We start from the raw sequence: 25,789 nt of genomic DNA on the forward strand, positions 1-25,789 counted from the left end.
CGCTACGGGAGTCCGTGGCGGGCGCTGATCTCGTCGGCCTGCGCCTTGGGCGCGTGCCCTTGGGCGCGTGCGAGCCATCCTGGCTGGCGGAGCGCCGGCTTAACTGAAGGCGCTGCGCAGCATGCCCAGTGACGGCAGGGTCTGGTTGATCAGGCTGCCGACCAGATTGAGTGCGATGAACACGAAGATCGGCGACAGATCGAGCATGCCGATCGACGGGATCACCTTGCGCACCGGCTTCATGATCGGATCGACCAGCTGGTGGACCAGGATGGCGCCCGGGTGGTTGGCCTGCGGTGCGACCCACGACAGGATGATCATCGCGATCAGCGCGAAGAAGTAGATGTTGATGATGCTGTCGAGAATGGTGCCCAGCGCCGTCAGCGCGATGAAACCAACCGGCAGCATGCCGCCACCGAACAGGGCGCCGATCGCGACCAGCACCAGGCTGACGACGATGAAGGCCGCGGCCAAGGTGGCGATGTCGAAGCGACCCAGCGGGCGCAGGATGCCCTGCAACGGGGCCACTAGCGGGTTGGTCGCCTTGACCACTGACTGGGTGACCGGGTTGTAGAAGTCCGCGCGGGACAGCTGCAGCAGGAAGCGCAGCATCAGAATGTAGACAAACAGTTGCAGCAGGATGGTGACCAGCTGAAGTCCGATATTACCCATAGCACCCATGGGGCTTTCCTTAAGACGGTGAGAAGTGGGCGCGCGATAGTGCACGCGTCATGCCGCTAGCATGCCAACAACAGATGAACAGCGCATGATGGCCTGTTGTGACTCGGCCTGCCAGCGACCTGCAGGAGTTGTCAGTGGGGCAGAGGCTGTCAGCGATCCAGCTCGCGGGCAAGCTCGGCGGCGCGCACGCTGGAGGCCTTGGCGGCGCGCTCGACGATATCGCGCAGCCCATCCTCCTCGAAGCTGTTGATGGCGCGCTCCGTGGTGCCATTCGGCGAGCACACGCGACGGCGCAGCTCGGCAGGCTCATGCTCGCTGGAGAAGGCCATCTCGGCGGCACCGCGGGCGGTCTGGATCGCCAGGCGGCGCGCGGTCTCGGCGTTCAGTCCCAGCTCGATGCCTGCCGCTTCGAGTGACTCGATGAACAGGAAGAAGTAGGCCGGGCCGGAGCCGGAAATGCCGGTGACGGCTTCCAGCAGACCTTCTTCCTCGACCCACTCGACGATACCGACCGCAGTCAGCATCTCATCCATCAAGCCGCGTTGCTCCTCCGTCACCTGGGCGGTGGCATAGAGACCGCTGGCACCGACACCGACCAGTGACGGCGTGTTGGGCATGCAGCGGATGATGGTGAGGTCGCCGCCCAGCCAGCGCTCGAGGCTGTCGCAGGTGATGCCGGCCGCGACCGAGACGATCAGCGGCTTGCGGTTCTGCACCGCAGGGGTCAGTGCCTGGCAGACGTCATGCATCATCTGCGGCTTGACGCCCAGCACCACCACATCGGCTTGCGAGACGGCGTAGGCGTTGTCCTGGGTCGTGCTCACGCCATAGCGCTGCTCGAGGGCATCCAGTGTCTCGCGCGAGCGAGCCGTGGCGATGATGCGGTCCGCGGGATAGCCGGCATCGACCATGCCGCCGAAGATGGCACTGGCCATGTTGCCGGCGCCGATGAAGGCGATGGTGCGCGGTGTAGCGGTGCTCTGGTGCGTCATGCGGTGCTCCTGATCATTCAGTGGGAGGGCTGGCGGCAAGCCCGAGAGCCTTGCGTGAGCGTTGGGCTTGCATCAGCGAGCGTAGGACTCAGTGGACGTGGGAATAGTCACGTGCGCCGAAGATGGCAGTGCCGAGGCGTACCAGTGTCGCACCTTCGGCGACGGCGGCCTCAAGATCCGCGCTCATGCCCATCGAGAGCGTATCGAGCCGGGCCTGCGGGTAGCTGGTGGCGGGGAAGCGTGTCTGCAGTCGCTCCAGCAGCTCGCGCAGCTGGCGGAAGGGCGCTCGGCGCTCGGCCTCACTGGCATCGGCGGCGCAGGGAGCCGGAATCGCCATCAGGCCGCGCAGGCGCAGCCCGGGCAGCGCGATCACCGTCTCGGCCAGCGCCAGCAATTCCTGCGGTGCCACGCCAGCCTTGGAGGCTTCGCCGGAGATATTGACCTGCAGGCAGACATCGAGCGCGCCAAGCTCATCGGGGCGCTGCTCGCTCAGGCGACGTGCGATCTTCTCGCGTTCCACGGTATGCACCCAGGCGAAGTGCTCGGCAATGGCGCGCGTCTTGTTGGACTGGATGGGGCCGATGAAATGCCATTCGATATCGGTGAGGTCCGACAGCGCCTGCTGCTTGTCCAGCGCTTCCTGCAGGTAGTTCTCGCCGAAGGCCCGCTGGCCGGATTGCCAGGCTGCGCGCACCAGCGTGGCGGGTTTGGTCTTGCTGACGGCCAGCACTTGCGCCGAATCAGCGTTGCGTTTACTTGTCTGCAATGCCTTTTCCAGCCGCGCGCGGGCCTCTAGGATACACTGGGTAACACAAGCTTCGTCGTCGGGGACTGCGGTCATGCGGCTCGGCTCCAGAATTTGCGGAACAACCTGGCGATGGCTGGCACGGTATCAGGCGTGTCATCAATAGCATGAGCGTGACAGGCCTGGTGACATGGTGCCCATCGCACTATCTACTGAAGAGCCACTTCACACTTTCACCAGAGTACACAAGACTCGTTGGTACAAGAGCTTCGGTCTTCGCGAGGGAACTGCATGGATATTACCGAACTGCTGGCTTTTTCGGCAAAACAGAACGCGTCGGATCTTCACCTGTCCGCAGGTTTGCCACCGATGATTCGTGTCGACGGTGATGTGCGGCGCATCAATGTGCCGTCAATGGATGACAAGCAGGTGCGCGCGCTGATCTACGAGATCATGAACGACAAGCAGCGCCGTGACTTCGAGGAGTTCCTCGAGACCGATTTCTCCTTCGAGGTGCCGGGCGTCTCGCGCTTTCGTGTCAACGCCTTCCATCAGGGGCGTGGCGCGGGGGCCGTCTTCCGTACCATCCCCTCGGAAGTGCTGACGATGGAGGATCTGGGGCTCGGTGAAGCCTTCCGCAAGATGTGCATGCTGCCGCGTGGCCTGATTCTTGTCACCGGACCGACTGGCTCCGGTAAATCCACCACGCTGGCGGCGATGGTCGATTACATCAACGAGAACAAGTACGACCACATCCTCACCATCGAGGACCCGGTGGAATTCGTGCACCAGTCCAAGCGCTGTCTGGTCAACCAGCGTGAAGTGCACCGTGACACCCACGGCTTCGCGCCCGCGCTGCGTTCGGCGCTGCGTGAAGACCCGGATGTCATTCTGGTCGGCGAGCTGCGGGATCTCGAGACCATCCGTCTGGCACTGACCGCGGCCGAGACGGGCCACCTGGTGTTCGGCACCCTGCACACCACCTCCGCGACCAAGACCGTCGACCGTATCATCGATGTCTTCCCCGGCGAGGAGAAGTCGATGGTGCGCTCGATGCTGTCCGAGTCCTTGCAGGGTGTCATCGCCCAGACACTGCTCAAGAAAGTTGGCGGTGGCAGGGTGGCGGCTCACGAGATCATGATCGCGACGCCTGCCATCCGTAACCTGATCCGCGAGGACAAGGTGGCGCAGATGTATTCCTCCATCCAGACCGGTGGCGCCCTGGGCATGCAGACATTGGATGCAGCGCTGACGCGTCTGCTGGCGGAAGGGCTGGTGACCAATGAAGATGCTCAGGCGAAAGCCAAGGGCTTGTTGAGCTGAATTCGCCAGGAGGGCCGACAATCACGTTGCAGGTAGGTGGGGCAGGGGCCGGAACACGTCAACTTTTCAGGTTCATGGGACGGCATTTCAGCGCGAGGCCTTGGGCGCGACTCTCAAGGCGCATATCGGGATACAACTCATGACTCCTCATGAATGGCTGCATGAACTTCTGCAGTTGATGGTCAGCAAGGGCAGCTCGGACCTGTTCATCTCCACCGGCACGCCGCCGCAGATGAAGGTCAATGGCCGCATGGTGGCGCTGGGTGACAAGAAGCTGGGTGTCGATCAGGTGAGAGAGCTGGTGCTCGCGCCGATGAGTGACATGCAGCGTGAGCGCTTCGAGGAAGAGCGCGAGGCCAACTTCGCGCATAGTCTGCCGGGAGTCGGGCGCTTCAGGATCAGTGCCTTCTACCAGCGTAGCCAGATGGGCATGGTGATTCGCCGTATCCAGCTGTCAATTCCCAGCCTGGAAGAGTTGCGGCTACCGGAGATCATCAAGGGGCTTTCCGAGACCAAGCGTGGTCTGGTGATCTTCGTCGGCGGTACCGGCGCCGGCAAGTCGACCTCGCTGGCAGCGATGATCCAGCACCGCAACCAGACCTCGAGCGGGCATATCATCTGTATCGAAGACCCGATCGAGTATATCCACCCTCACCAGCGCTCCATCGTGACGCAGCGTGAAGTGGGGATCGATACCGAGTCCTTCGAGGTGGCACTGCGCAATACGCTGCGTCAGGCGCCGGACGTGATCATGATCGGTGAGATCCGCTCGCGTGAGACCATGGAACACGCGCTGACCTTCGCCGAGACAGGCCACCTGTGTCTTGCGACGTTGCATGCCAACAATGCCAACCAGGCCCTGGATCGCATCATCCACTTCTTCCCGGAGGAGCGTCATGAGCAGGTGTGGATGGATCTATCGCTGAACCTCAAGGGCATCGTGGCCCAGCAGCTGTTGCCTCACAGGAGTGGCAATACCACCCAGCGCGTGCCGGCCATTGAGGTGATGCTGCGTTCGCCGCTGATCGTCGACCTGATCCGCAAGGGCGCGGTGGTCGAGATCAAGGACGTCATGAAGCGCTCGCAGCAGCAGGGCATGATGACATTTGATCAATCGTTGTATGCCTTGCATCAGCAGGGCTTGATCACTGAGGAGGTGGCATTGGCGCATGCCGATTCCGCCAATGACCTGCGCCTGATGATCAAGTTCGGCGATTCCGATAGCGCCCAGGAAGCCCAGCTGGATGTCCTGAATGCCGCCAGTCGCTTCTCGCTGCAGGGGGATGACGACTGAGGCGTGTCGGTCATGCCAGCTGTCGGTGATGTCAGCATGGTGATTGGCCAATCAAAAGCCGCCCTTCTTGTGATGAAGAGGGCGGCTTTTTCGTATCCGATGAGGATCAGCGAGCGTAGAGACCGCCCAATACTCTCGGGCCGCTTGCACCGGTGACGCTGGGCAGGTTGCCGGGGCGCTCCAGTACTCTGCGCGCCGCCAGCCAGGCAAAGGCGCTGGCTTCGAGCAGGTCTGCGTTCCATCCCATGTCAGCGCAGGACACGAGGGGAGTCGCCTGCTCGCCTTGCGCCAGGCGCTGCTCCAGCTGCGTGAGCAGGGTGCCATTGCGTGCCCCGCCACCGCAGGGAGTCAGTGCGGCCAGTGATACGCCGGTCTGCTCCAGTGACTGCGCGATGCTCTCGACGGTCAGGCTCAGAAGTGTGGCCTGCACGTCGGCCGGTGACTCGTCGCCGGTCAGGTGCTGTGCCAGCCAGTCGAGATGGAAGTCTTCGCGGCCAGTGCTCTTGGGGAGCGGTCGGCGAAAGTAATCGGCCGACAGCAATCTCTCGAGCAAGTCAGGAATCACCCTGCCGCTGGCGGCCCATTGACCATCCTGATCCACCGCGGTACCACGATGACGGGCATGCCAGGCGTCCAGCAGGCAGTTTGCTGGGCCGGTATCGAAGCCGATGACGTCAGCCGTGGAGTCCTGAGGGGGAAGTAGCGTCAGGTTTGCGATGCCGCCCAGGTTGAGCAGCCCATGCCATTGGTCTGGCTGGCTGAACAGGGCTGCGTGGAAGGCGGGTGCCAGCGGGGCCGCCTGACCGCCGGCGGCCAGATCACGGCGGCGGAAGTCAGCAACTACAGGGATGCCGCACAGCTCGGCCAGCAGGCTGGGGTTGTCGAGCTGCAAAGTGTAGGGTGTGTGGCATGGCTGATCGCTGAAGCCATAGGGACGATGCTCGATGGTCTGGCCATGGCTGCCAATGGCTGCGACATTTTCTGCAGTCAGTTGTTGGCGGGTCAGCAAGCGCGTCACTGCGCTGGCGGCCAGTTCGGCCAACGCCTTCTCGGCGGCGGCGAGATCCGCGAAGCATGCCTCATCGCAATGCATCAGCTGCCAGAGGCGAGTCCGCAGTGTCTCGGGCAGCGGCAGATCGAGCCCATCAATGAAGCGAATCCGTTCGTGGTCTGGCGAGGAGGGGACGATATCGAGCAAGGCGATATCGAGTCCGTCCAGGCTGGTGCCGGTCATCAAGCCAAGGTAGAGCGCCATTGGGGGTCTCCCGATCATTGGGGGCGTGCAACAGGGGTGTGAAGCTCGTGAGCACACCGCCCTGCAGCAGGGGGTGCATGCCATGCTCGTCATGCTAACATTCTCGGCCAACATGCCCCGTTACGAGGGGAGCAGCAACGGTCAGAGAGGGCAGGATGAGCGACAAGTCAGTAGTGGAAGCGCTGGAGATCATCAAGCGCGGTACCGATGAGGTACTGGTCGAGGAAGAGCTGATCAAGAAGCTCGAGTCCGGGCGCAAGCTCAAGGTCAAGGCGGGCTTTGATCCGACGGCGCCGGACCTGCACCTCGGTCATACGGTGCTGATCAACAAGCTGCGCCAGCTGCAGGACCTGGGTCACGAGATCATCTTCCTGATCGGTGATTTCACCGGCCGTATCGGCGACCCCACCGGCAAGAGCGTGACGCGCAAGCCGCTGACCGAAGAGGACGTGAAGGCCAATGCCCTGACGTATCAGGAGCAGGTCTTCAAGATTCTCGACAAGGAAAAGACGCGCATCGCCTTCAACTCCGAATGGATCAGCAAGCTCTCCGCGGGAGACATGATCGAGCTGGCGGCCTCCAGCACGGTCGCGCGGATGCTCGAGCGTGACGATTTCGACAAGCGCTACACCGGCAATCAGCCGATCTCCATCCACGAGTTCCTCTACCCGCTGATCCAGGGGTATGACTCCGTGGCGCTGGAAGCGGACATCGAGCTTGGCGGCACCGATCAGAAGTTCAATCTGCTGATGGGGCGTGAGCTGCAGCGCCAGCGTGGCCAGGAGCCGCAGGTCGTGATCACCATGCCGATTCTCGAAGGTCTGGATGGCGTGCAGAAGATGTCCAAGTCGCTGGGCAACTACATCGGCATCAACGACCGCCCGGGTGAGATGTTCAACAAGATCGTCTCCATGCCGGATTCGCTGATGTGGCGTTACTTCGAGCTGTTGTCGCTGCGCCCCCTCGATGAGGTCAAGGCGCTGATGGCCAGCATCGACAACGGCGCCAACCCGCGTGATATCAAGATGGAGCTGGCGCGCGAGCTGGTGGCACGCTTCCACGATGAAGACGCGGCGGCGACGGCACACCTTTCCAGCGGCAATCAGCTGGCCGACGGCGAGCTGCCGGCGGACATGCCGGATGTCACCGTCAACCTGGAGGGCGCCGAGGTGGCGCCGATCGCGGCGGTCATCAACCGCGCGGGCCTTGCCAACAACAGTGCCCAGGCCAAGGACATGCTCAAGAATGGTCGCGTGAAAGTGGATGGCGAAGTGGTCGAGCCTTCCTATATGGCTCCTTTCGATACTGCCATCGTCATCCAGGCCGGCAAGAAGCGCTACGCACGTGTGACCGTGACGCGCTGAGAAATTGAGAGGTGCTGAGAAGACGCTGGCGTATGTCGACTCCCGTTCGGCCCCACCATATCAGGTGGGGCCGAACGCGTTGTGAGCGCCTGACATCATTGCGGTGAGATTCTCTCAAGAAAGCCCTTGCCCTCACGGCGGTTCGTGCGTAAAGTACGCATCCGCTGCCGGGGACGCATGGCGTTACCAGCGGTGAAAGAGGTTTGCAGGTGATTGTTTTGTTTGATGTTTTTGAAGTCCGCTTCGAAATCATCGATTGACAATCCCGGGCGATTCGCTAGAATACGCCGCACTCCTTACGGAACAGGTGATCGAGCAACGCTCCTCACCGCTTGATGATGCTTAGAGGCAGTCGACTGACTCATCATCAAGTGCTTGACTTCTCAAGCGTTCCGGGTAGAATATGCCTCCTCGCTTAACAGCGAAGCTCTTTAAAAATTTGATCAGGTAATTCGTGTGAGCGCTTGCCGATGAGTGGTGACAAGGTCACCAAATATCGGAGCAAGCCTCTCACGAGAAGTTTGACTCTGAACCAAGTTTGGTCTGCTTAACAGACTATCAAGCTTTCAACTGAAGAGTTTGATCATGGCTCAGATTGAACGCTGGCGGCAGGCTTAACACATGCAAGTCGAGCGGAAACGATTCTAGCTTGCTAGAAGGCGTCGAGCGGCGGACGGGTGAGTAATGCATGGGAATCTGCCCGATAGTGGGGGACAACCTGGGGAAACTCAGGCTAATACCGCATACGTCCTACGGGAGAAAGCAGGGGATCTTCGGACCTTGCGCTATCGGATGAGCCCATGTCGGATTAGCTTGTTGGTGAGGTAATGGCTCACCAAGGCGACGATCCGTAGCTGGTCTGAGAGGATGATCAGCCACACTGGGACTGAGACACGGCCCAGACTCCTACGGGAGGCAGCAGTGGGGAATATTGGACAATGGGCGAAAGCCTGATCCAGCCATGCCGCGTGTGTGAAGAAGGCCTTCGGGTTGTAAAGCACTTTCAGCGAGGAAGAACGCCTTGGGATTAATACTCCCGAGGAAAGACATCACTCGCAGAAGAAGCACCGGCTAACTCCGTGCCAGCAGCCGCGGTAATACGGAGGGTGCAAGCGTTAATCGGAATTACTGGGCGTAAAGCGCGCGTAGGTGGCTAAGTCAGCCAGGTGTGAAAGCCCCGGGCTCAACCTGGGAACGGCATCTGGAACTGCTTGGCTAGAGTGCAGGAGAGGAAGGTAGAATTCCCGGTGTAGCGGTGAAATGCGTAGAGATCGGGAGGAATACCAGTGGCGAAGGCGGCCTTCTGGACTGACACTGACACTGAGGTGCGAAAGCGTGGGTAGCAAACAGGATTAGATACCCTGGTAGTCCACGCCGTAAACGATGTCAACTAGCCGTTGGGTCCCTTGAGGACTTAGTGGCGCAGCTAACGCAATAAGTTGACCGCCTGGGGAGTACGGCCGCAAGGTTAAAACTCAAATGAATTGACGGGGGCCCGCACAAGCGGTGGAGCATGTGGTTTAATTCGATGCAACGCGAAGAACCTTACCTACCCTTGACATCCAGAGGACTTTCCAGAGATGGATTGGTGCCTTCGGGAACTCTGAGACAGGTGCTGCATGGCTGTCGTCAGCTCGTGTTGTGAAATGTTGGGTTAAGTCCCGTAACGAGCGCAACCCCTATCCTTATTTGCCAGCGAGTAATGTCGGGAACTCTAAGGAGACTGCCGGTGACAAACCGGAGGAAGGTGGGGACGACGTCAAGTCATCATGGCCCTTACGGGTAGGGCTACACACGTGCTACAATGGCAAGTACAAAGGGTTGCAATACGGCGACGTGGAGCCAATCCCATAAAGCTTGCCTCAGTCCGGATTGGAGTCTGCAACTCGACTCCATGAAGTCGGAATCGCTAGTAATCGTGGATCAGAATGCCACGGTGAATACGTTCCCGGGCCTTGTACACACCGCCCGTCACACCATGGGAGTGGACTGCACCAGAAGTGGTTAGCCTAACCTTCGGGAGGGCGATCACCACGGTGTGGTTCATGACTGGGGTGAAGTCGTAACAAGGTAGCCCTAGGGGAACCTGGGGCTGGATCACCTCCTTATCGACACTGTCTACTGCTCGCGGCAAGTGCTCACAACGAATTACCTGATCTTATTGCTGGCTTAGCCGGCAGTGGCAAGCGTGCTCATCAGAGCGCGCTTCTCACTGTTCTCTGAACAGCCGCTCTTTAACAATGTGAATCATGCTGACGATGGAATGTGCGCCAAGCACATCTCCATCAAAACGATATGTCGGAGAGGTCCGACAGATTCGTGATCCTTGACAGACCCCTTGGGGTTATATGGTCAAGCGATTAAGCGCATACGGTGGATGCCTTGGCAGCCAGAGGCGATGAAGGACGTGATAGCCTGCGATAAGCGTTGGCGAGGTGGCAAATACCCTGCGACCCAACGATTTCCGAATGGGGAAACCCACTCACCATCAGGTGAGTATCTATAGGCCAATACATAACCTATAGAGGCAAACCCGGGGAACTGAAACATCTAAGTACCCGGAGGAAAAGAAATCAACCGAGATTCCCCAAGTAGCGGCGAGCGAACGGGGACCAGCCCTTAAGCGTGACAACTGACAGACGAACAGGCTGGGAAGCCTGACGATACAGGGTGATAGTCCCGTAGTCGAAGTCTGAGTCACGTGAAATCGAGTAGGTCGGGGCACGAGAAACCTTGACTGAACATGGGGGGACCATCCTCCAAGGCTAAATACTCCTGGCTGACCGATAGTGAACCAGTACCGTGAGGGAAAGGCGAAAAGAACCCGGCGAGGGGAGTGAAATAGATCCTGAAACCGTATGCGTACAAGCAGTGGGAGCACCTTCGTGGTGTGACCGCGTACCTTTTGTATAATGGGTCAGCGACTTATATTCTGTGGCGAGCTTAACCGTATAGGGGAGGCGTAGGGAAACCGAGTCTTAACTGGGCGACCAGTCGCAGGGTATAGACCCGAAACCGGGCGATCTATCCATGGCCAGGGTGAAGATTGAGTAACATCAATTGGAGGCCCGAACCCAAGTATGTTGAAAAATGCTGGGATGAGCTGTGGATCGGAGTGAAAGGCTAATCAAGCCCGGAGATAGCTGGTTCTCCTCGAAAGCTATTTAGGTAGCGCCTCACGTATCACCGCTGGGGGTAGAGCACTGTTTCGGCTAGGGGGTCATCCCGACTTACCAACCCGAGGCAAACTCCGAATACCAGTGAGTGCAGCGTGGGAGACACACAGCGGGTGCTAACGTCCGTTGTGAAAAGGGAAACAACCCAGACCGTCAGCTAAGGTCCCAAAATCCTGATTAAGTGGGAAACGATGTGGGAAGGCTCAGACAGCTAGGAGGTTGGCTTAGAAGCAGCCATCCTTTAAAGAAAGCGTAATAGCTCACTAGTCGAGTCGGCCTGCGCGGAAGATATAACGGGGCTAAATCAGGTACCGAAGCTACGGGTTCATCCTTATGGATGAGCGGTAGAGGAGCGTCGTGTAAGCCAATGAAGGTGGATTGAGAAGTCTGCTGGAGGTATCACGAGTGCGAATGCTGACATGAGTAACGATAAGGGGAGTGAAAAACTCCCCCGCCGGAAGACCAAGGTTTTCTGTTCTACGTTAATCGGAGCAGAGTGAGTCGGCCCCTAAGGCGAGGCGGAAACGCGTAGTCGATGGGAAACGGGTTAATATTCCCGTACCGGATGTGGTTGCGATGGGGGGACGAAGAAGGCTAGGTGAGCCAGGCGTTGGTTGTCCTGGTGAAAGCATGTAGGCCGAGGAATCAGGCAAATCCGGTTCCTCTGAGGTCGAGATGCGAGACGAACTGACCACGGTCAGGAAGTCATCGATGCCACGCTTCCAGGAAAAGCCTCTAAGCTTCAGATCACATGCGACCGTACCCCAAACCGACACAGGTGGTCAGGTAGAGAATACCAAGGCGCTTGAGAGAACTCGGGTGAAGGAACTAGGCAAAATGGCACCGTAACTTCGGGAGAAGGTGCACCGGTTCGAGTGAAGGACTTGCTCCGTAAGCTCTTACCGGTCGAAGATACCAGGTGGCTGCAACTGTTTATTAAAAACACAGCACTCTGCAAACGCGCAAGCGGACGTATAGGGTGTGACGCCTGCCCGGTGCCGGAAGGTTAATTGATGGGGTTAGCTCACGCGAAGCTCTTGATCGAAGCCCCGGTAAACGGCGGCCGTAACTATAACGGTCCTAAGGTAGCGAAATTCCTTGTCGGGTAAGTTCCGACCTGCACGAATGGCGTAATGATGGCCACGCTGTCTCCACCCGAGACTCAGTGAAATTGAAATCGCAGTGAAGATGCTGTGTACCCGCGGCTAGACGGAAAGACCCCGTGAACCTTTACTATAGCTTTACACTGGATGCTGATGTTGTCTGTGTAGGATAGCTGGGAGGCTTTGAAACCACGTCGCCAGATGCGGTGGAGCCAACCTTGAAATACCAGCCTGACATCATTGGCGTTCTAACTCAGGTCCGTTATCCGGATCGAGGACAGTGTATGGTGGGTAGTTTGACTGGGGCGGTCTCCTCCTAAAGAGTAACGGAGGAGCACGAAGGTACCCTCAGCACGGTTGGAAATCGTGCATTGAGTGCAAGAGCATAAGGGTGCTTGACTGCGAGACAGACACGTCGAGCAGGTACGAAAGTAGGTTCTAGTGATCCGGTGGTTCTGTATGGAAGGGCCATCGCTCAACGGATAAAAGGTACTCCGGGGATAACAGGCTGATACCGCCCAAGAGTTCACATCGACGGCGGTGTTTGGCACCTCGATGTCGGCTCATCACATCCTGGGGCTGAAGTCGGTCCCAAGGGTATGGCTGTTCGCCATTTAAAGTGGTACGCGAGCTGGGTTTAGAACGTCGTGAGACAGTTCGGTCCCTATCTGCCGTGGGCGTCGGAAGTTTGAGAAGAGCTGCTCCTAGTACGAGAGGACCGGAGTGGACGAACCTCTGGTGTTCGGGTTGTCATGCCAATGGCATTGCCCGGTAGCTACGTTCGGACGGGATAACCGCTGAAAGCATCTAAGCGGGAAGCCCCCTTCAAGATGAGACTTCCCTGAGGCCTTGCGCCTCCTGAAGGGCCCTTGAAGACTACAAGGTTGATAGGCTGGGTGTGGAAGCACAGCAATGTGTTGAGCTAACCAGTACTAATTGCCCGTGAGGCTTGACCATATAACACCCAAGGGGTTTGCCCAGGCAAACCGCCGGGATTGCGACAGGATCGAGACATATCGGTCAGCATGATTCATATTGCGAGTCGCGAGGCCACAAGCCTCGAGACTCAGGCACCGCAAGGTGCCACCGTTTCGCCTGACGACCATAGCGAGCGTGAACCACCCGATCCCATGCCGAACTCGGAAGTGAAACCGCTTAGCGCCGATGGTAGTGTGGAGTTTCTCCATGTGAGAGTAGGTCATCGTCAGGCACTTATCCTGAACCGCCCCTGTAGCCTTGCTGCAGGGGCGGTTCTCTTTGTACACGGAAAAAATGTGCGCAGGAAAAGTTGCGTAGAGAGTCCTGCATGCGAATCAGCTGTGGGCGAGAGAAAAGCTCTGCCCAGGCAACGTGCACATGACACAAGAAGGCCCCTGCCGATTTTTCGACAGGGGCCTTTTGTCTTCGGGCCTTTTATCTTCAGGGCCAGTGAAGTTTCAGTGCGCCATCACATCAGGGCGAGACTTCGTAGAGTTCGATGGGCGTACCGTCAGGGTCTGCCAAGAAGGTGAAGCGGGCGCCGGTGTATTCATCGACACGTATCGGCTCTGGCGTGGCGCCACGCGCGATCAGCAGCTCGACACAGGTATCGATGTCTTCCGTCGCCAGCGCCAGGTGACGAAGCCCACAGGCTTCCGGATAGCTGGGGCGCTCAGGCGGCGAGGGGAAGGAGAACAGCTCCAGCTGGACGCCGCCCGGCAGGCGCAGATCGAGCTTGTAGCTGTCGCGGGCCTCACGATAGGCCTCGTTGATCACCTGCGCATCCATGACCTCGAGATAGAAGCGCCTGGCGCGAGGGTAATCAGCGGTGATGAGCGCCACGTGATGGACTCGCGTCAGAGGCAGGCGGGGTGTCGGGGTAGCGTCTGAAGCCATGGCGAGACTGTCCGTTGTCATGTTGTGCTCCTGCAGAGTGTTCGGTGCGATGAACGGCACGACGAACTGTGTGATGAGCTGTGTGGATGGGCCGTACGGTGAACTCCTGACTGACATCCTGATGAAAGAAGGCGCCCACTGGGCGCCTTCTTTGATTGGAGCAATCACTGGCCAGGCCATGCGCTATCTCAGCGACACAGGGTTTCCAGGGCTTCGATCAGGCTATCCATCTCGGCATCGGTACCGATGCTGATGCGCAAATAGTCACGTAGCGCATCGGTATTGAAGTGGCGGACCAGAATGCCCTGCTCGCGAAGGCCGATGAACAGCTTGCCGGCATCGTGGGTCGGGTGAGTCGCCAGCACGAAGTTGGTCTGTGACGGCAGGATCTCGAAGCCCAGTGCGGCCATGCGATCGCGCGTCTGCTCGCGAGTGGTGATGACCCGTGTGCGGCACTCATCGAAATAGTCGGGATCACTGAGCGCGGCGACGCCGACCTGTTCGGCCAGGCGATCGATGGGGTAGGAGTTGAAGGAGTCCTTCACGCGCTCCAGACCCTCGATCAGCTCACGCGAGGCCACGGCATAGCCAAGACGAATTCCCGCCAGGCTGCGCGACTTCGAGAAAGTGCCTGTCACGACCAGATTCGGATACTGATGGATCAGCGGGATGGCGCTTTCGCCGCCGAAGTCCACATAAGCCTCGTCGACCAGCACGACACTGTGCGGATTGCGCTCCAGCAGCGCGGCAATCGCCTTGCGGCCATGGCCATGGCCTGTCGGGGCGTTGGGGTTGGCGAAGATGATGCCGCCATTGTCGTTGCCGAAGGCTTCCAGGTCGACTTCCCAGCTGTCGGTCAGCGCGATGCTGCGCGACTCGATGCCATACATGCGGCAATAGACCGGGTAGAAGCTGTAGCTGATGGACGGTAGCAGCAGCGGCTTGTCTTGACGGAAGAAGGCCTGGAATGCCAGCGCCAGCACCTCATCGGAGCCATTGCCGACGAAGACTTCCTCGGCGCCCACATGGAAGGTATCGGCCAGGGCAGCGCGCAGCGAGCTGGAGCTCGGATCCGGGTAGCGGCGCAGGTCAGAGGCATTGAACTCACGCAGCGTCTGCTCCACGGCGGGTGCCGGTGGATAGGGGTTCTCGTTGGTGTTCAGCTTGATCAGCTGCTCACGCGGTTGCTCGCCGGGAACGTAGGGGGTCAGGTCGTGGACCTGTGGGCTCCAGTACTTGCTCATGATTTCTCGCCGCTGGTGACAGTGCATGACCCGTGTCATGGATGCTTTTCATGTTGCCCGCTGGATCGTCGCGGTACAAGCATCAGCAGGCTCTCCGCCTGAGTCTGAAGTGTGGCGACTGGTGCGGATTTCCACATTGTTGCCATGCCAGCATTATTCTCGTGCGATGCGTGTGCTTGAAGCAGCGAGTGGTGTGCCGCATGTCACAGGCATGCTTGCCCAGCTCGCGCGACTTCGTGCGATGAGGATGCTGGGCGAAGACCTGCAATTCAAGGAGTCCCGATGACAGCCAACACCAATGCCCCCTACGCTGACACCCTGCTCGATCCGGTCAAGATCGGTGATCTGACCCTGCCCCATCGCATCCTGATGGCACCGCTGACACGTGCTCGTACCCCCGACAGCATTCCCGGTGAGCTGCAGCAGGCCTATTACGGTCAGCGTGCCGGTGCCGGCCTGATCATCAGCGAGGCGACCAACATTTCGCCCACCGCGCGTGGCTATGTGTACACGCCGGGTATCTGGACCGATGAGCAGGAAGCGGGCTGGAAGGGCGTCGTCCAGGCGGTGCATGCCAAGGGCGGGCGCATGGCGCTGCAGCTGTGGCATGTCGGGCGTGTCTCGCATGAGATGGTGCAGCCGGATGGCCAGCAGCCGGTCGCGCCGAGCGCCCTGCGCGGTGAAGGTGCCCAGTGCTTCGTCGAGTTCGAGGATGGCTCCAGCGGACGTCACCCTACCAGTACGCCGCGCGCCCTGGAGACGGACGAGATTCCCCAGCTGATCGAGGATTATCGTCAGGCCGCCGTGCGTGCCAAGCGTGCCGGTTTTGATATGATCGAGGTGCATGCCGCCAATGCCTATCTGCTCAACCAGTTCATGGCCACCGGCACCAATCAGCGCACTGACCAGTACGGTGGCTCGGTCGAGAACCGTGCGCGTCTGACGCTGGAAGTCGTCGATGCCGTCGCTGAAGTCTTCGGCCCCGAGCGTACCGGCATCCGCCTGACGCCCTTCATCGAGATCTTCGGCCTGACCGATGACGAGCCGGAAGAGATGGCCTTCTACATGGCCGAGCAGCTCTCCAGCCGTGGCATCGCCTATGTGCATGTCAACGAGCCGGACTGGGCCGGTGGCGACATCAAGTTCAGCGATGACTTCCGTCGTGCCCTGCGCGAGCGCGTCACGGGCGCGCTGATCTTCTGCGGCCATTATGACGCTGAGAGCGCGGCACGCGTCATCAATGAGGGCATCGCGGATGCGGTGGCCATCGGGCGCCCGTATATCGCCAACCCGGACCTGGTTGAGCGCATTCGCCTCGGGGCTGAGCTCAACGAGCAGGATCCGGATACCTTCTATGGTGGCGGCGCCAAGGGCTACACCGACTATCCGTTTCTCGACAATGGCCATGATCGCCGTGGCTGAGGCCGACACGATTTAGCGAATGGTGTTCGATAAACGCCATCGGGGGTGGCCTCTCGGGGCGGATACCCGCTATTCTTGAGCGTGGAAGCTTGTGAGCGGTCTGCCTGTCTGCCAAGGCGGGTAGACCGCTCGCCGTCGATAGCGCTGATGCTGCTATCGAGTCATCGCCTTAAGGAGGATTCAATGCAGATCAGGACTCTGATGGTGGGAGCCGCGCTGATGGTCGGTCTCGCCGGGTGCGCATCAACGGCCCAGACCAATGACGGTGCCGCTGACAACAGCGCCACCGAGACAGCCAGCGAGCAGGTTGCCGTCTACAAGGGCACCCTGCCGTGTCGTCGTTGCACGGGCATTGACCTCGATGTACGCCTCAAGGGCGCCGAAGAGGCAGCCCAGGATGAGCGTACCTTCAGCCTCGATGCCACCTATCGTGATCATCCGCAGCAGCCGGATCCAGAACATTACGAAGGTCAGTGGGATGTGCTGTCCGGTACCGTGACGGACCCGAACGCGACTGTCTATGAGCTGACGCCGGACGGCGAAGGCCAGACCTACTACTTCCTGCGTCTGGATGCCCAGACCCTGGAGCTGGTCGACCCGCAGAAGCGTCGTTTCCAGAACGGTGAGACACTGCGACTCAAGCGCCAGTAAGCGTGCCGTGCGCCATAAGGCGACCGTGAGCACAAGGAGGGCGGCGCAAGCCGCCTTCCTTGTGTCTGGCTGTTGGCAATCCGCGGCTGACGACACTGCATCACGACGCCGAGAATCACTTCTTCCCGACAGGATTGTCTGATGGCGAAAGCAAAGAGCGCCTTCGTATGTACCGAATGCGGTAGCGAATTCTCGAAGTGGCAGGGCCAGTGCAGCGGCTGCCGCGAGTGGAACACCCTGCAGGAAATCCGCGTCGGCGCCACGGTATTGCCCGGCGCCGCCCCCGCTGCGGGTGCCGTCGCTGGTGGAGCTGCCCGTAGCGCCAGCAATGGGCGGGGCGGCTACGCCGGCACGCTCAGCGACAACGTGACCGATCTTTCCAATGTCTCGCTGGCCGAGGTGCCGCGTTTTTCCTCGACCTTCGGTGAGTTCGACCGCGTGCTGGGCGGCGGGCTGGTACCGGGTTCCGCCGTGTTGCTCGGTGGCCACCCGGGGGCCGGCAAGTCGACGCTGCTGCTGCAGACCGCCTGCAAGCTTGCCCAGCAGAAGCGCTCACTCTACGTCACTGGCGAGGAGTCGCTGTCGCAGGTGGCGATGCGCGCCCATCGTCTGCAGTTGCCGACCCAGGGGCTCAAGATGCTGGCCGAGACCAGCGTCGAGACTATTCTGGCCACCGCCGAGCGCGAGAAGCCGGAGGTGCTGATCATCGACTCCATCCAGACCATGCATCTGGAGGATCTGTCATCCGCGCCGGGGGGGGTCTCGCAGGTGCGTGAGTCCGCCGCCGCGCTGACCCGCTTCGCCAAGCGAACCAACACTGTGCTGCTGCTGGTCGGCCACGTGACCAAGGACGGCTCGCTGGCCGGGCCCAAGGTACTGGAGCACATGATCGACGCCTCCCTGCTGCTGGAGGGCGATGGCGATTCGCGCTTCCGCACGCTGCGTGGCCAGAAGAACCGCTTCGGCGCGGTCAATGAGCTGGGCGTGTTCGCCATGGTCGAGCTGGGTTTGAAGGAGGTGAAGAACCCCAGCGCGATCTTCCTGTCGCGCAGCGAGGAGCAGTCCTCTGGCAGCCTGGTGATGGTGGTCTGGGAGGGCACGCGGCCGATCCTGATCGAAGTGCAGGCCTTGCTGGATGACTCACCGCTGGGCAACCCGAGACGTGTCGCGGTGGGCCTGGATGGCAATCGTCTGTCGATGCTGCTGGCAGTGCTCAACAAGCATGGCGGCCTGTTCACCGGCGATCAGGATGTCTTCCTGAACGTGGTCGGCGGGGTCAAGGTACTCGAGACCAGCGCGGATCTCGCCGTGCTGTGTGCGGTGGTCTCGAGCCTGCAGAACCGGCCGCTGCCGCGTGAGCTGGTGGTGTTCGGCGAGGTGGGGCTGTCCGGTGAGATCCGTCCGGTGCCGAGTGGTCAGGAGCGCATCGTCGAGGCCGCCAAGCATGGCTTCACGCGGGCCATCGTGCCCAAGGGTAATGCCCCCAAGAATCCGCCCAAGGGCATGACCATCGTGGCGGTCGACAAGCTGTCCCAGGCGCTGGAAGCCCTGTGACAGCTTGCGCCTTCCGTGGGAACCATCCGCACGGGTATGTCGTGGTGTGATGCTACGTACAACGAACAAGGCCAGCCTCGCGGCTGGCCTTGTTCGTATGGGGTTTTCTCCGAGCACGAAGCTCAGCAGCTTGTCTTGTCAGTCCTGTTTGTCAGCCTGGCGGGCGGCATGAGCACAGGCCTTGAGGCGTGATACCAGAAGCTCGACACCGCGCTCGCGCATCAGCTCCTCATTGCGCCCCGGTACCTCTTCGACATCGCCTGCGTAGGCATTGATGGCGGCTTCGACCGAGCTCTCGCGCAGCAGGTGCAGCATCGGGTAGGGCGAGCGGTTGGTGTAGTTGGCCGCGTCATCTTCCTCGGTATCCTCGAACACGTATTCCGGGTGGAAGCTGGCCAGCTGATAGATGCCTTCGTAGCCCTGCATCTCGAGCAGCGCCTCGGCATAGTCGAGCAGTTCAAGGTAGGTATCGAAGTCGCGGAAGCCGTCCTTGAAGATCACCAGCGTCGTCTCGGCGTCGCGATTGGCGTCCAGGTTCAGCAGCTCATCGCCGAGTGCCTGCAGGCAGCGCTCGAGCCCTGCGCCGGGCACCACGGCATACTGGATGCTGTTGCGTGCCATCTCGCGTGCGGCAAACGGGCACAGATTGTCGGCGATGATGTGCGTCTCGACCCACTGGCGCGTGGCGTCGATGGCCTCGGCTTCGCTGGCATCCAGCGGCGGGGTGTAGCCGCCCGCCGTCTCGGGAGTCGTGGTATCGGTCGGCGTAGCGTCGGTGGTCATGGCGTCAGGGTCCGCAGCGGTGTCAGGAAAGGGTATTGTCACTGCTCGGGCGCGGCATGGCCAGCGCCGTGTCTCGTCGCCATGCCTCGTCATCGTCTCTCTTCAACGTATGTCTTCATGGTGAAAGGGCTGCAGGGCCGCAGGTCGTTGTCGGGCATGTGGCAGCCCTGTTTCATTAGTGATTTCAGCGATAGACTTATCACCGCTGGTTTCAAGCTCCCCCCGACTACGCTCAGGGGCATTGCGGCTGCCGGCTGACGATTTCTTTCCTGCCTCGCCACGGAGATACTTCTTGTCCGCTGATACTCCGCCTCCTTCCTCGCCGCCCTCCGAATCTCCCGAATCTACCGAGAGAGTAGAGGGGCCTGAGCACACCAGTGCCGCGGCCTATCGTCTGTTACGACTGTTGCCCTTTCTCGGCTGGATGCGTCAGCTGTCGCCCGGGGATGCGCGTTCTGACCTGATCGCGGGCCTGAGTGGCGCGGTGCTGGTGCTGCCTCAGGGGGTGGCCTATGCGTTGATCGCCGGCTTGCCACCCGCGCATGGGCTGTATGCCGCCATCGTGGTGGCGATCATCGCCGGCCTGTTCGGCAGTTCGCGGCATATGGTCAGTGGCCCGGCCGCGGCGATCTCGATGGTGGTGTTCGGCACCGTCTCGACCCTGGCGGCGCCGGGCAGTCCTGAATACCTGCCGCTGGTGCTGGCGCTGACCTGCATGGTCGGCATCATCCAGCTGTCGTTGGGGCTGATGCGCATGGGGGCGCTGGTCAACCTCATCTCGCATACGGTGGTGATCGGCTTTACCGCCGGTGCCGGGGTCTTGATCGCCACCAGTCAGCTCAAGCACCTGTTCGGCATCGCGCTTGGCGATGCCTCGAGCTTTCTCGGTACCTGGTGGGCGCTGCTCGGGCATCTTGGCGATACCTCGTGGGCCACGCTGATCACGGGGCTCAGCACCTTGCTCACGGCGGTGCTGGTTCGGCGGCTGAATCGCAAGCTGCCGTGGATGCTGGTGGCGATGGCTGTCGGCTGTGGTGTCGCGGCATTGCTCGGCGGCAGCGCGGCAGGCATCCCGATGGTCGGCGCCCTGTCCGGCAGCCTGCCGCCGTTTTCCCTGCCACCGCTGGGCTTTGATACCCTGCGCTCGCTGGGCGGGGCGGCCTTCGCGCTGGCGGTGCTCGGCTTGATCGAGGCGGTCTCCATCGCGCGCGCCATCGGCGTGCGCTCGCATCAGCGTATCGATGGCAACCAGGAGTTCATCGGCCAGGGCTTGTCGAATCTGGCGGGCAGTTTCTTCTCGTGCTTTGCCGGCTCCGGCTCCTTCACGCGCTCCGGCGCCAACTATGATGCCGGCGCCCGCACCCCGCTGTCGGTGGTGGTGGCGGCGCTGATCGTGCTGGCGGTGCTGTTGCTGGTGCCTGACGTGACCGCCTGGCTGCCGTTGCCTGCGATGGCGGGCCTGATCATGGTGATCGCCGCCAACCTGGTCGAAGTCGCTCATATCCGCCAGATTCTGGCCGTCAGCCGCGAAGAGGCGGTGGTGCTGGTGATCACCTTCCTCGCCACTCTGCTGTTGCCGCTGGAGTTCGCCATCTTCGCCGGGGTGCTGGTCTCGCTGGTGCTGTATCTGAACCGCACCTCACGGCCACGGCTGGTCGAGATGGCCCCAGACCCGGAGCATCCGGAGCTTGGCGTGCGCAATGCCGAGCGTTATCAGCTGGCCCAGTGCCGGGAAGTGGTGATTCTGCGTGTGGATGGATCGCTGTTCTTCGGGGCGGTCGACCATGTCCAGCGCAAGCTGGCGCGCTATACCGGCAAGCACGTCATTCTGCTGGGCACCGGCTGCAACTTCATCGATATCGCGGGCGCCGAGATGCTCGAGATCGAGCAGCGTCGCCTGCGCGATGCCGGCGGCAGTCTCAGCATGTGCGGCTTTCGCATGTACGCGCTGGAGGTGATGGAGCGCGGTGGCTTCCTCGAGCGCATGGGACGTGAGAACTACTTCCATACCGCCGAGGCGGCGATCGCCTCGCTGCGCGACTCGGTCGCCGAAGCGCATCGCGCCCACGGTGATCAACCCGCTGCCTGCCCAGATTGTCAGCTGTTCGGTCCGGCCGGGATCGGGCCGGGGCAGGGGGTGCGCCTGACGCCACCGTTGGCGTGAAAGCACAAGGCTGGGGGCGGCTGCACGCTTGCGATAGAATATGGCCCCTTGATGGTGCGGCCAGTCAGCTAGCCGCCGCCCATTGCCTCAATCCTGTTCTGTCTGCCGAGAGATGCCCATGAGTTTGCCCACCGTGGCGGCCAGCTGCGACCTGATTCGCGACGGCCGTCCGTTGATCGATGTGCGCGCGCCGGTCGAGTTCGCCGCTGGTGCCTTGCCGGGTGCCGTCAATCTGCCGCTGATGGATGATGAGGAGCGTCATCGCGTCGGGCTGCAGTACAAGCAGGTCGGCCCGGAATCGGCGGTGCATCTTGGCCATCAACTGGTCAGCGGGGGGATCAAGCGCGCGCGTATCCGCGCCTGGGTCGAGCACGTCGAGCGGCACCCTGACGCGATTCTCTACTGCTTCCGCGGCGGCATGCGTTCTCAGCTCAGTCAGCAGTGGCTCATGGAAGCAGGGATCGAGCGTCCACGTATCGAAGGCGGCTGGAAGGCCATGCGTCAGCAGCTCTGTCAGCATATCGATGAGCGTGCCGAGCAGGCCCCGATGCTGTTGATCGGCGGGCTGACCGGTTGCGCCAAGACCGAGCTGATCCATGCGCTGGACAATGGCATCGACCTGGAAGGCTGTGCGCGCCACAAGGGGTCGGCCTTCGGCCGCCATCCCTTCCCGGCGCCGAGCCAGATCGACTTCGAGCACCGCATCGCCGCCGAGATGCTCACGCTTGAGGATGAAGCGCCGACCATCATGGAAGACGAGTCGCGCTTCATCGGCAGCGTCAACATTCCGCTCGCCACCTGGCGCGCGATGGAGCAGGCACCGTTGATCCGAGTCGAGATGCCGCTGGATTGGCGAGTGGTCCAGATCCAGAAGGACTATATCGAGGGGCTGTGGTCCACCTACAGTCGTCACTATGGTGACTTTCTCGGCTGGACCCTGATGCAGCGCCAGCTGCGTCAGGCGCTGCTGCGTCTGCGCAAGCGCCTGGGCAGTGCGCGCCTTGCTCGTCTGGTGCGCATGCAGGACATCGCCTTCCAGGAGCACAAGCGCGGCAATCCCATTGCCCATGAAGGCTGGCTGGCACCGCTGCTCAGCGAGTATTACGACCCGATGTACCGCTATCAGCTCGAGAAGCACGAGCGCACCTTCCTGCACGTCGGCGACTGGGACAATAGCCTTGCCTTCGCGCGTGAGTGGAGCGCCAATCACCGCTGGCAGCGCTGACATCTTTCACGAGCGCCGGTCAGCGCTCATGCATTCAGCCAGTCCACCAGTAGGCGGTCCAGCAGGGCCGCCTGACGATCAAAGCGCTTCGGGGCCTCCAGCAACGCCTCGCGTGACTGCACGCCATTGCCCTCCAGGGGCGCGGGATGGTGGGCCAGGCGGTCCTGCGTGGCCGCCGCATCCATGTGCGGATGGAAGTTGAGTGCCACCACGCGACCCTCATCCCAGCTGAAGCCGGCCACTGGCGTATGCTCGCTGCTGGCCAGCAGCTCGCAGTCTTCCGGCAGACCGCAGATCTCCTCATGCCACATCAATGCCTCGAACTCGGCGGGTAGCCCCAGCGGGCACTCGTTGCTGCGCGTCAGCGTGGCCCAGCGACGCTGCGGCACCACGGCGGACGAGACGATCGCCCCCATCTGCTCGGCGATCAGTCGCGCCCCCAGGCCAATCCCCAGCAGCGGGCGATTGCTGTTCAGCGTGCGCCGAATCAACTTGCGCTGCAGGCGCAGCGACTGCTGTTCGGCGGGCGAGGCGGGCTGTGCGGCGCTCGACAGGCGTTGCGGACCATCCAGCACCACCAGCGCATGGAAGTCATCGATGCCCGGCAATGCTTCGCCTGCCAGCGGGAAGCTGGTGTTGAAGCTGTGCCCCATGCCGGAAAGCCAGTCCTTGAGGCGTAGCGGACTCTGCCAGTCATGCGCTAGCGTTGAGGTGTCGGCGGCTGAATCTGGTTCAGTGTCAGGGAGTTGCCCCTGATGTATGAAATAAAGGTGCATGGCTTCATCATGCGTGAGCGCCATGTCAGCGTAAAGGCCCCAGTATCTGCACCTCATTACCTACGTCTCAGTGCCTATGTCTCAGCACCTATGTCTCAGTCCCTATGTCTTAGTACCTGCACCCGGTGAACCAGCCGCGACACGACAAGGAGAGAACCGCATGCGGGCCGAACTGCTCGAACAGATCTACACCGTGGTGGCGCAGATTCCCGAAGGGCGCATCACCACCTACGGGCGTATCGCCAAGATGACCGATGGCGCCAGCGCGCGCATGGTCGGCTCGGCGATGCGTCACCTGCCGGATGGCCACCAGTTGCCGTGGCACCGCGTGATCAATGCCTCGCTCAAGGTCACCGAGCACGGCGGGGCGGTGTGCCAGCGGGAAAAGCTGCGCAGCGAAGGCATCCTGTTCGATGGTGCCGGCCGCGTGCCGACGGAGTGCCTGTGGCCTTGAGACATGCCCCGGCATGGCAGCGCTCGAGCAGGGGCGCGTTCATCCGGCCACGCGCGGGCGCTACCCTTTCGCCTATCCTATCGCATACCCTATAGCGACCTCCGGTGACATCGCGGCTGGCACAGGCAAGACGCCAGCGCGAACGCCGCATATTGAATAGTGAAGTGAGAATAGAGCCGTCATGACTCAGCCTGTATCCGGTTTCCGTGCGCGCCTTGATGCGCTGGCCCCCGTGCGCCGTACTGCCTTCATGGCGGCGCTGACCGAGCGACTCCTGCCCAATGCCGGTTTCTACGCCGAAGCCAATGGCACGGCCAGCGCGCTGGATACCACGCGTGAGCTGCGCAAGCTGCTGGACCTCGTCTGGGAGCAGCTGCGCGTGCGCGATGCCAAGATCGATTTCTCGCTGCAGGCCGAGAAGGTCACCGCCTTCGAACCCGCCGAGGACGATGACAGCTTCGGCGCGCGCCGCGCCCTGGAAGCCGTGATGGCGCTGACCGCCTGCATCGATGTGCTGATCAGCGAAGAGCCGGAAGCCGCGCTCAAGATCAGCCGTCTGTCCGCTGATGGCGTGCGCGCGTTGATCGACCTGCAGGCCGGTGAGGGCATCGAACAGGAAGCGCTGGAAACCATGATTCGCGAACATCCGTTGATGATCGATGAGCGCGATTTCCAGGATGCCGTGCTCGAGAGCGTCGAAGCCCCGCAGCTGTCCCGCGATGACTGGCGTGCGCTCAAGCAATTGGGCCGCAATGAAGATGTCAGCAACCTAGGGCTATCCTTGCAGGATTGAGCGGCCCGAGTCGGGCCATCCTGGTGCCAGTGATGACTGGCCAGCCGTTGTTGGAGAGACAGATGAGCGACACCCGTCAGCAGGATTCTTCTCCGATGAACGCAGCGCTGAATGGCGTGATCCAGGCGCGTCTAGACGCCATGCGTGAGCGTCTCGCGCAGCCGACGCTGAGTGCGGCGGATGTGCATGCACTGCGTGTCGACTGCAAGCAGCTGCGCGGCTGGTGGCAACTGCGCCGTGAGTCACTGGGCAAGGCGGCGGTGAGTGAGCATCAGGCGCGTCCACGCGCTGTCGCCAAGGCATTGGCCGGGCCGCGTGAGGCGCACATGCTGCGCAAGACGCATGGTCGCGCCTACGCCTGGGTGGATGAACGCAGTCAGCGTCTGCTGGATGCGCTGCGCCCGGGCTTGACCAGTGCCTCGCTGAGCGAGCCAGAAGGCGAGCTGGATCACGCGCCACTCGAGACGCTGCTGAGCGAAGAGCGAGCGGCCTGGCAGGCGGCACCGCTGACGGTGGAGGAGCTCAGAGCCGGGCTGGAATTCAGCCGTCATCGCATCAGCAAGCTGGCCGCGAAGGTGGTCAGCAAGCGTGAGATCGAGACATCTCATCGGCTGCGCAAATGGGTCAAGTACCGCATGTTCCAGCTGGCGCTGGCACACGAGGCACTGGGTGAGACGGCAGCAGGTGAACTCGAGTTGCCGAGTCATGGGCGCCGGCGTGAGCCGGAATTGCTCGACAAGGCCGCATCACGGCTGGGCAATCAGCATGATCTGGCTGAGCTGGCGCTGTGGGTCGGGGAGCGCGTGATGCTGCCTGCCGCCGAGAAGCACCTGGTCGCGGACATCATGACGCTTGCCGACCAGCGACTCGCGCAGGCGCTCAAGCCGCTCGCGAAGCTGGGCTACGTCTGAGCGC

20 protein-coding genes and 3 rRNA genes are annotated in these 25,789 nt (G+C 61.4%); 15 read left to right on the forward strand and 8 right to left on the reverse strand.

Going from position 1 to position 25,789, the window contains the following annotated elements:
- Positions 1 to 99 precede the first annotated feature (99 nt).
- The 3 genes from F8A90_RS00865 to F8A90_RS00875 all read right to left on the reverse strand — a co-directional run bounded on the left by F8A90_RS00865 (position 100) and on the right by F8A90_RS00875 (position 2,514).
- On the reverse strand, positions 100 to 681 hold the full coding sequence (locus F8A90_RS00865) for a YggT family protein (protein ID WP_043333437.1): 582 nt from the start codon (positions 679 to 681) through the stop codon (positions 100 to 102).
- 149 nt (positions 682 to 830) lie between these two features.
- On the reverse strand, positions 831 to 1,673 hold the full coding sequence (proC, locus tag F8A90_RS00870) for a pyrroline-5-carboxylate reductase (RefSeq protein WP_200018449.1): 843 nt from the start codon (positions 1,671 to 1,673) through the stop codon (positions 831 to 833).
- Between the two features lie 88 nt (positions 1,674 to 1,761).
- Positions 1,762 to 2,514, reverse strand: a complete 753-nt coding sequence (locus tag F8A90_RS00875) for a YggS family pyridoxal phosphate-dependent enzyme (protein WP_200018455.1) — start codon at positions 2,512 to 2,514, stop codon at positions 1,762 to 1,764.
- A gap of 195 nt (positions 2,515 to 2,709) precedes the next feature.
- On the opposite strand from F8A90_RS00875, the gene F8A90_RS00880 reads away from it, so the two are divergent.
- Positions 2,710 to 3,741 carry a type IV pilus twitching motility protein PilT gene (locus tag F8A90_RS00880; RefSeq protein WP_166019003.1) on the forward strand — a complete coding sequence of 344 codons (1,032 nt, stop codon included), beginning with the start codon at positions 2,710 to 2,712 and terminating at the stop codon, positions 3,739 to 3,741.
- 139 nt (positions 3,742 to 3,880) lie between these two features.
- On the forward strand, positions 3,881 to 5,035 hold the full coding sequence (locus F8A90_RS00885) for a PilT/PilU family type 4a pilus ATPase (RefSeq protein WP_166019002.1): 1,155 nt from the start codon (positions 3,881 to 3,883) through the stop codon (positions 5,033 to 5,035).
- A gap of 106 nt (positions 5,036 to 5,141) precedes the next feature.
- On the opposite strand, the gene F8A90_RS00890 is transcribed toward F8A90_RS00885, so the two are convergent.
- On the reverse strand, positions 5,142 to 6,290 hold the full coding sequence (locus tag F8A90_RS00890; RefSeq protein ID WP_200018457.1) for an anhydro-N-acetylmuramic acid kinase: 1,149 nt from the start codon (positions 6,288 to 6,290) through the stop codon (positions 5,142 to 5,144).
- A gap of 155 nt (positions 6,291 to 6,445) precedes the next feature.
- Here F8A90_RS00890 and tyrS point away from each other — a divergent pair, with 155 nt between their 5' ends.
- The 4 genes from tyrS (at position 6,446) to rrf (ending at position 13,143) form a co-directional block, all read left to right on the forward strand.
- Positions 6,446 to 7,654, forward strand: coding sequence for a tyrosine--tRNA ligase (tyrS, locus tag F8A90_RS00895; RefSeq protein WP_200018459.1), 1,209 nt, complete (start codon positions 6,446 to 6,448; stop codon positions 7,652 to 7,654).
- 567 nt (positions 7,655 to 8,221) lie between these two features.
- A 16S ribosomal RNA gene (locus tag F8A90_RS00900) occupies positions 8,222 to 9,762 on the forward strand.
- Between the two features lie 242 nt (positions 9,763 to 10,004).
- Positions 10,005 to 12,890 (forward strand): 23S ribosomal RNA (locus F8A90_RS00905).
- Between the two features lie 137 nt (positions 12,891 to 13,027).
- Positions 13,028 to 13,143 (forward strand): 5S ribosomal RNA (gene rrf / locus F8A90_RS00910).
- Together the 16S, 23S and 5S rRNA genes form the textbook arrangement of a ribosomal RNA operon.
- 242 nt (positions 13,144 to 13,385) lie before the next feature.
- Here the strand turns inward: rrf and gloA2 are convergent.
- On the reverse strand, positions 13,386 to 13,829 hold the full coding sequence (gene gloA2 / locus F8A90_RS00915) for an SMU1112c/YaeR family gloxylase I-like metalloprotein (RefSeq protein WP_233593385.1): 444 nt from the start codon (positions 13,827 to 13,829) through the stop codon (positions 13,386 to 13,388).
- Positions 13,830 to 13,996: 167 nt separating this feature from the next.
- A complete protein-coding gene (hisC, locus tag F8A90_RS00920; RefSeq protein ID WP_200018461.1) occupies positions 13,997 to 15,052 on the reverse strand; it encodes a histidinol-phosphate transaminase in 1,056 nt (351 codons plus the stop codon).
- Positions 15,053 to 15,077: 25 nt separating this feature from the next.
- On the opposite strand from hisC, the gene F8A90_RS00925 reads away from it, so the two are divergent.
- The 4 genes from F8A90_RS00925 (at position 15,078) to radA (ending at position 18,679) form a co-directional block, all read left to right on the forward strand.
- Positions 15,078 to 15,338 carry a hypothetical protein gene (locus tag F8A90_RS00925; protein WP_200018463.1) on the forward strand — a complete coding sequence of 87 codons (261 nt, stop codon included), beginning with the start codon at positions 15,078 to 15,080 and terminating at the stop codon, positions 15,336 to 15,338.
- Positions 15,335 to 16,474, forward strand: a complete 1,140-nt coding sequence (locus tag F8A90_RS00930) for an alkene reductase (RefSeq protein ID WP_200018465.1) — start codon at positions 15,335 to 15,337, stop codon at positions 16,472 to 16,474. Before F8A90_RS00925 ends, F8A90_RS00930 begins: the two co-directional genes overlap by 4 nt.
- A gap of 183 nt (positions 16,475 to 16,657) precedes the next feature.
- Positions 16,658 to 17,125 carry a copper resistance protein NlpE N-terminal domain-containing protein gene (locus tag F8A90_RS00935; RefSeq protein ID WP_043336742.1) on the forward strand — a complete coding sequence of 156 codons (468 nt, stop codon included), beginning with the start codon at positions 16,658 to 16,660 and terminating at the stop codon, positions 17,123 to 17,125.
- Between the two features lie 141 nt (positions 17,126 to 17,266).
- A complete protein-coding gene (gene radA / locus F8A90_RS00940) occupies positions 17,267 to 18,679 on the forward strand; it encodes a DNA repair protein RadA (protein WP_054555212.1) in 1,413 nt (470 codons plus the stop codon).
- Positions 18,680 to 18,817: 138 nt separating this feature from the next.
- Here the strand turns inward: radA and F8A90_RS00945 are convergent, their stop codons facing one another.
- Positions 18,818 to 19,462: a DUF1415 domain-containing protein gene (locus tag F8A90_RS00945; RefSeq protein ID WP_166019613.1), complete on the reverse strand. Its 645-nt coding sequence runs from the start codon at positions 19,460 to 19,462 to the stop codon at positions 18,818 to 18,820.
- Between the two features lie 292 nt (positions 19,463 to 19,754).
- Between F8A90_RS00945 and F8A90_RS00950 the strand changes: the two genes are divergently transcribed.
- Positions 19,755 to 21,626 (forward strand): SulP family inorganic anion transporter, encoded by a 1,872-nt coding sequence (locus tag F8A90_RS00950; protein ID WP_200018468.1) that lies wholly within the window; start codon positions 19,755 to 19,757, stop codon positions 21,624 to 21,626.
- Between the two features lie 118 nt (positions 21,627 to 21,744).
- Complete coding sequence (mnmH, locus tag F8A90_RS00955; protein ID WP_166019615.1) at positions 21,745 to 22,851, forward strand: tRNA 2-selenouridine(34) synthase MnmH; 1,107 nt, start codon at positions 21,745 to 21,747, stop codon at positions 22,849 to 22,851.
- A gap of 26 nt (positions 22,852 to 22,877) precedes the next feature.
- On the opposite strand, the gene F8A90_RS00960 is transcribed toward mnmH, so the two are convergent.
- Positions 22,878 to 23,627, reverse strand: coding sequence for a type 1 glutamine amidotransferase (locus tag F8A90_RS00960; protein WP_200018470.1), 750 nt, complete (start codon positions 23,625 to 23,627; stop codon positions 22,878 to 22,880).
- Positions 23,628 to 23,787: 160 nt separating this feature from the next.
- On the opposite strand from F8A90_RS00960, the gene F8A90_RS00965 reads away from it, so the two are divergent.
- The 3 genes from F8A90_RS00965 to F8A90_RS00975 all read left to right on the forward strand — a co-directional run bounded on the left by F8A90_RS00965 (position 23,788) and on the right by F8A90_RS00975 (position 25,785).
- Positions 23,788 to 24,081: an MGMT family protein gene (locus F8A90_RS00965; RefSeq protein WP_200018477.1), complete on the forward strand. Its 294-nt coding sequence runs from the start codon at positions 23,788 to 23,790 to the stop codon at positions 24,079 to 24,081.
- A 181-nt stretch (positions 24,082 to 24,262) separates the two neighbouring features.
- Complete coding sequence (locus tag F8A90_RS00970; RefSeq protein ID WP_200018478.1) at positions 24,263 to 24,874, forward strand: YjaG family protein; 612 nt, start codon at positions 24,263 to 24,265, stop codon at positions 24,872 to 24,874.
- Between the two features lie 62 nt (positions 24,875 to 24,936).
- Positions 24,937 to 25,785 carry a CHAD domain-containing protein gene (locus F8A90_RS00975; protein WP_200018479.1) on the forward strand — a complete coding sequence of 283 codons (849 nt, stop codon included), beginning with the start codon at positions 24,937 to 24,939 and terminating at the stop codon, positions 25,783 to 25,785.
- Positions 25,786 to 25,789 lie beyond the last annotated feature (4 nt).

The sequence above is a fragment of the Cobetia sp. cqz5-12 genome (assembly GCF_016495405.1).
Classification (GTDB): Bacteria; Pseudomonadota; Gammaproteobacteria; order Pseudomonadales; family Halomonadaceae; genus Cobetia.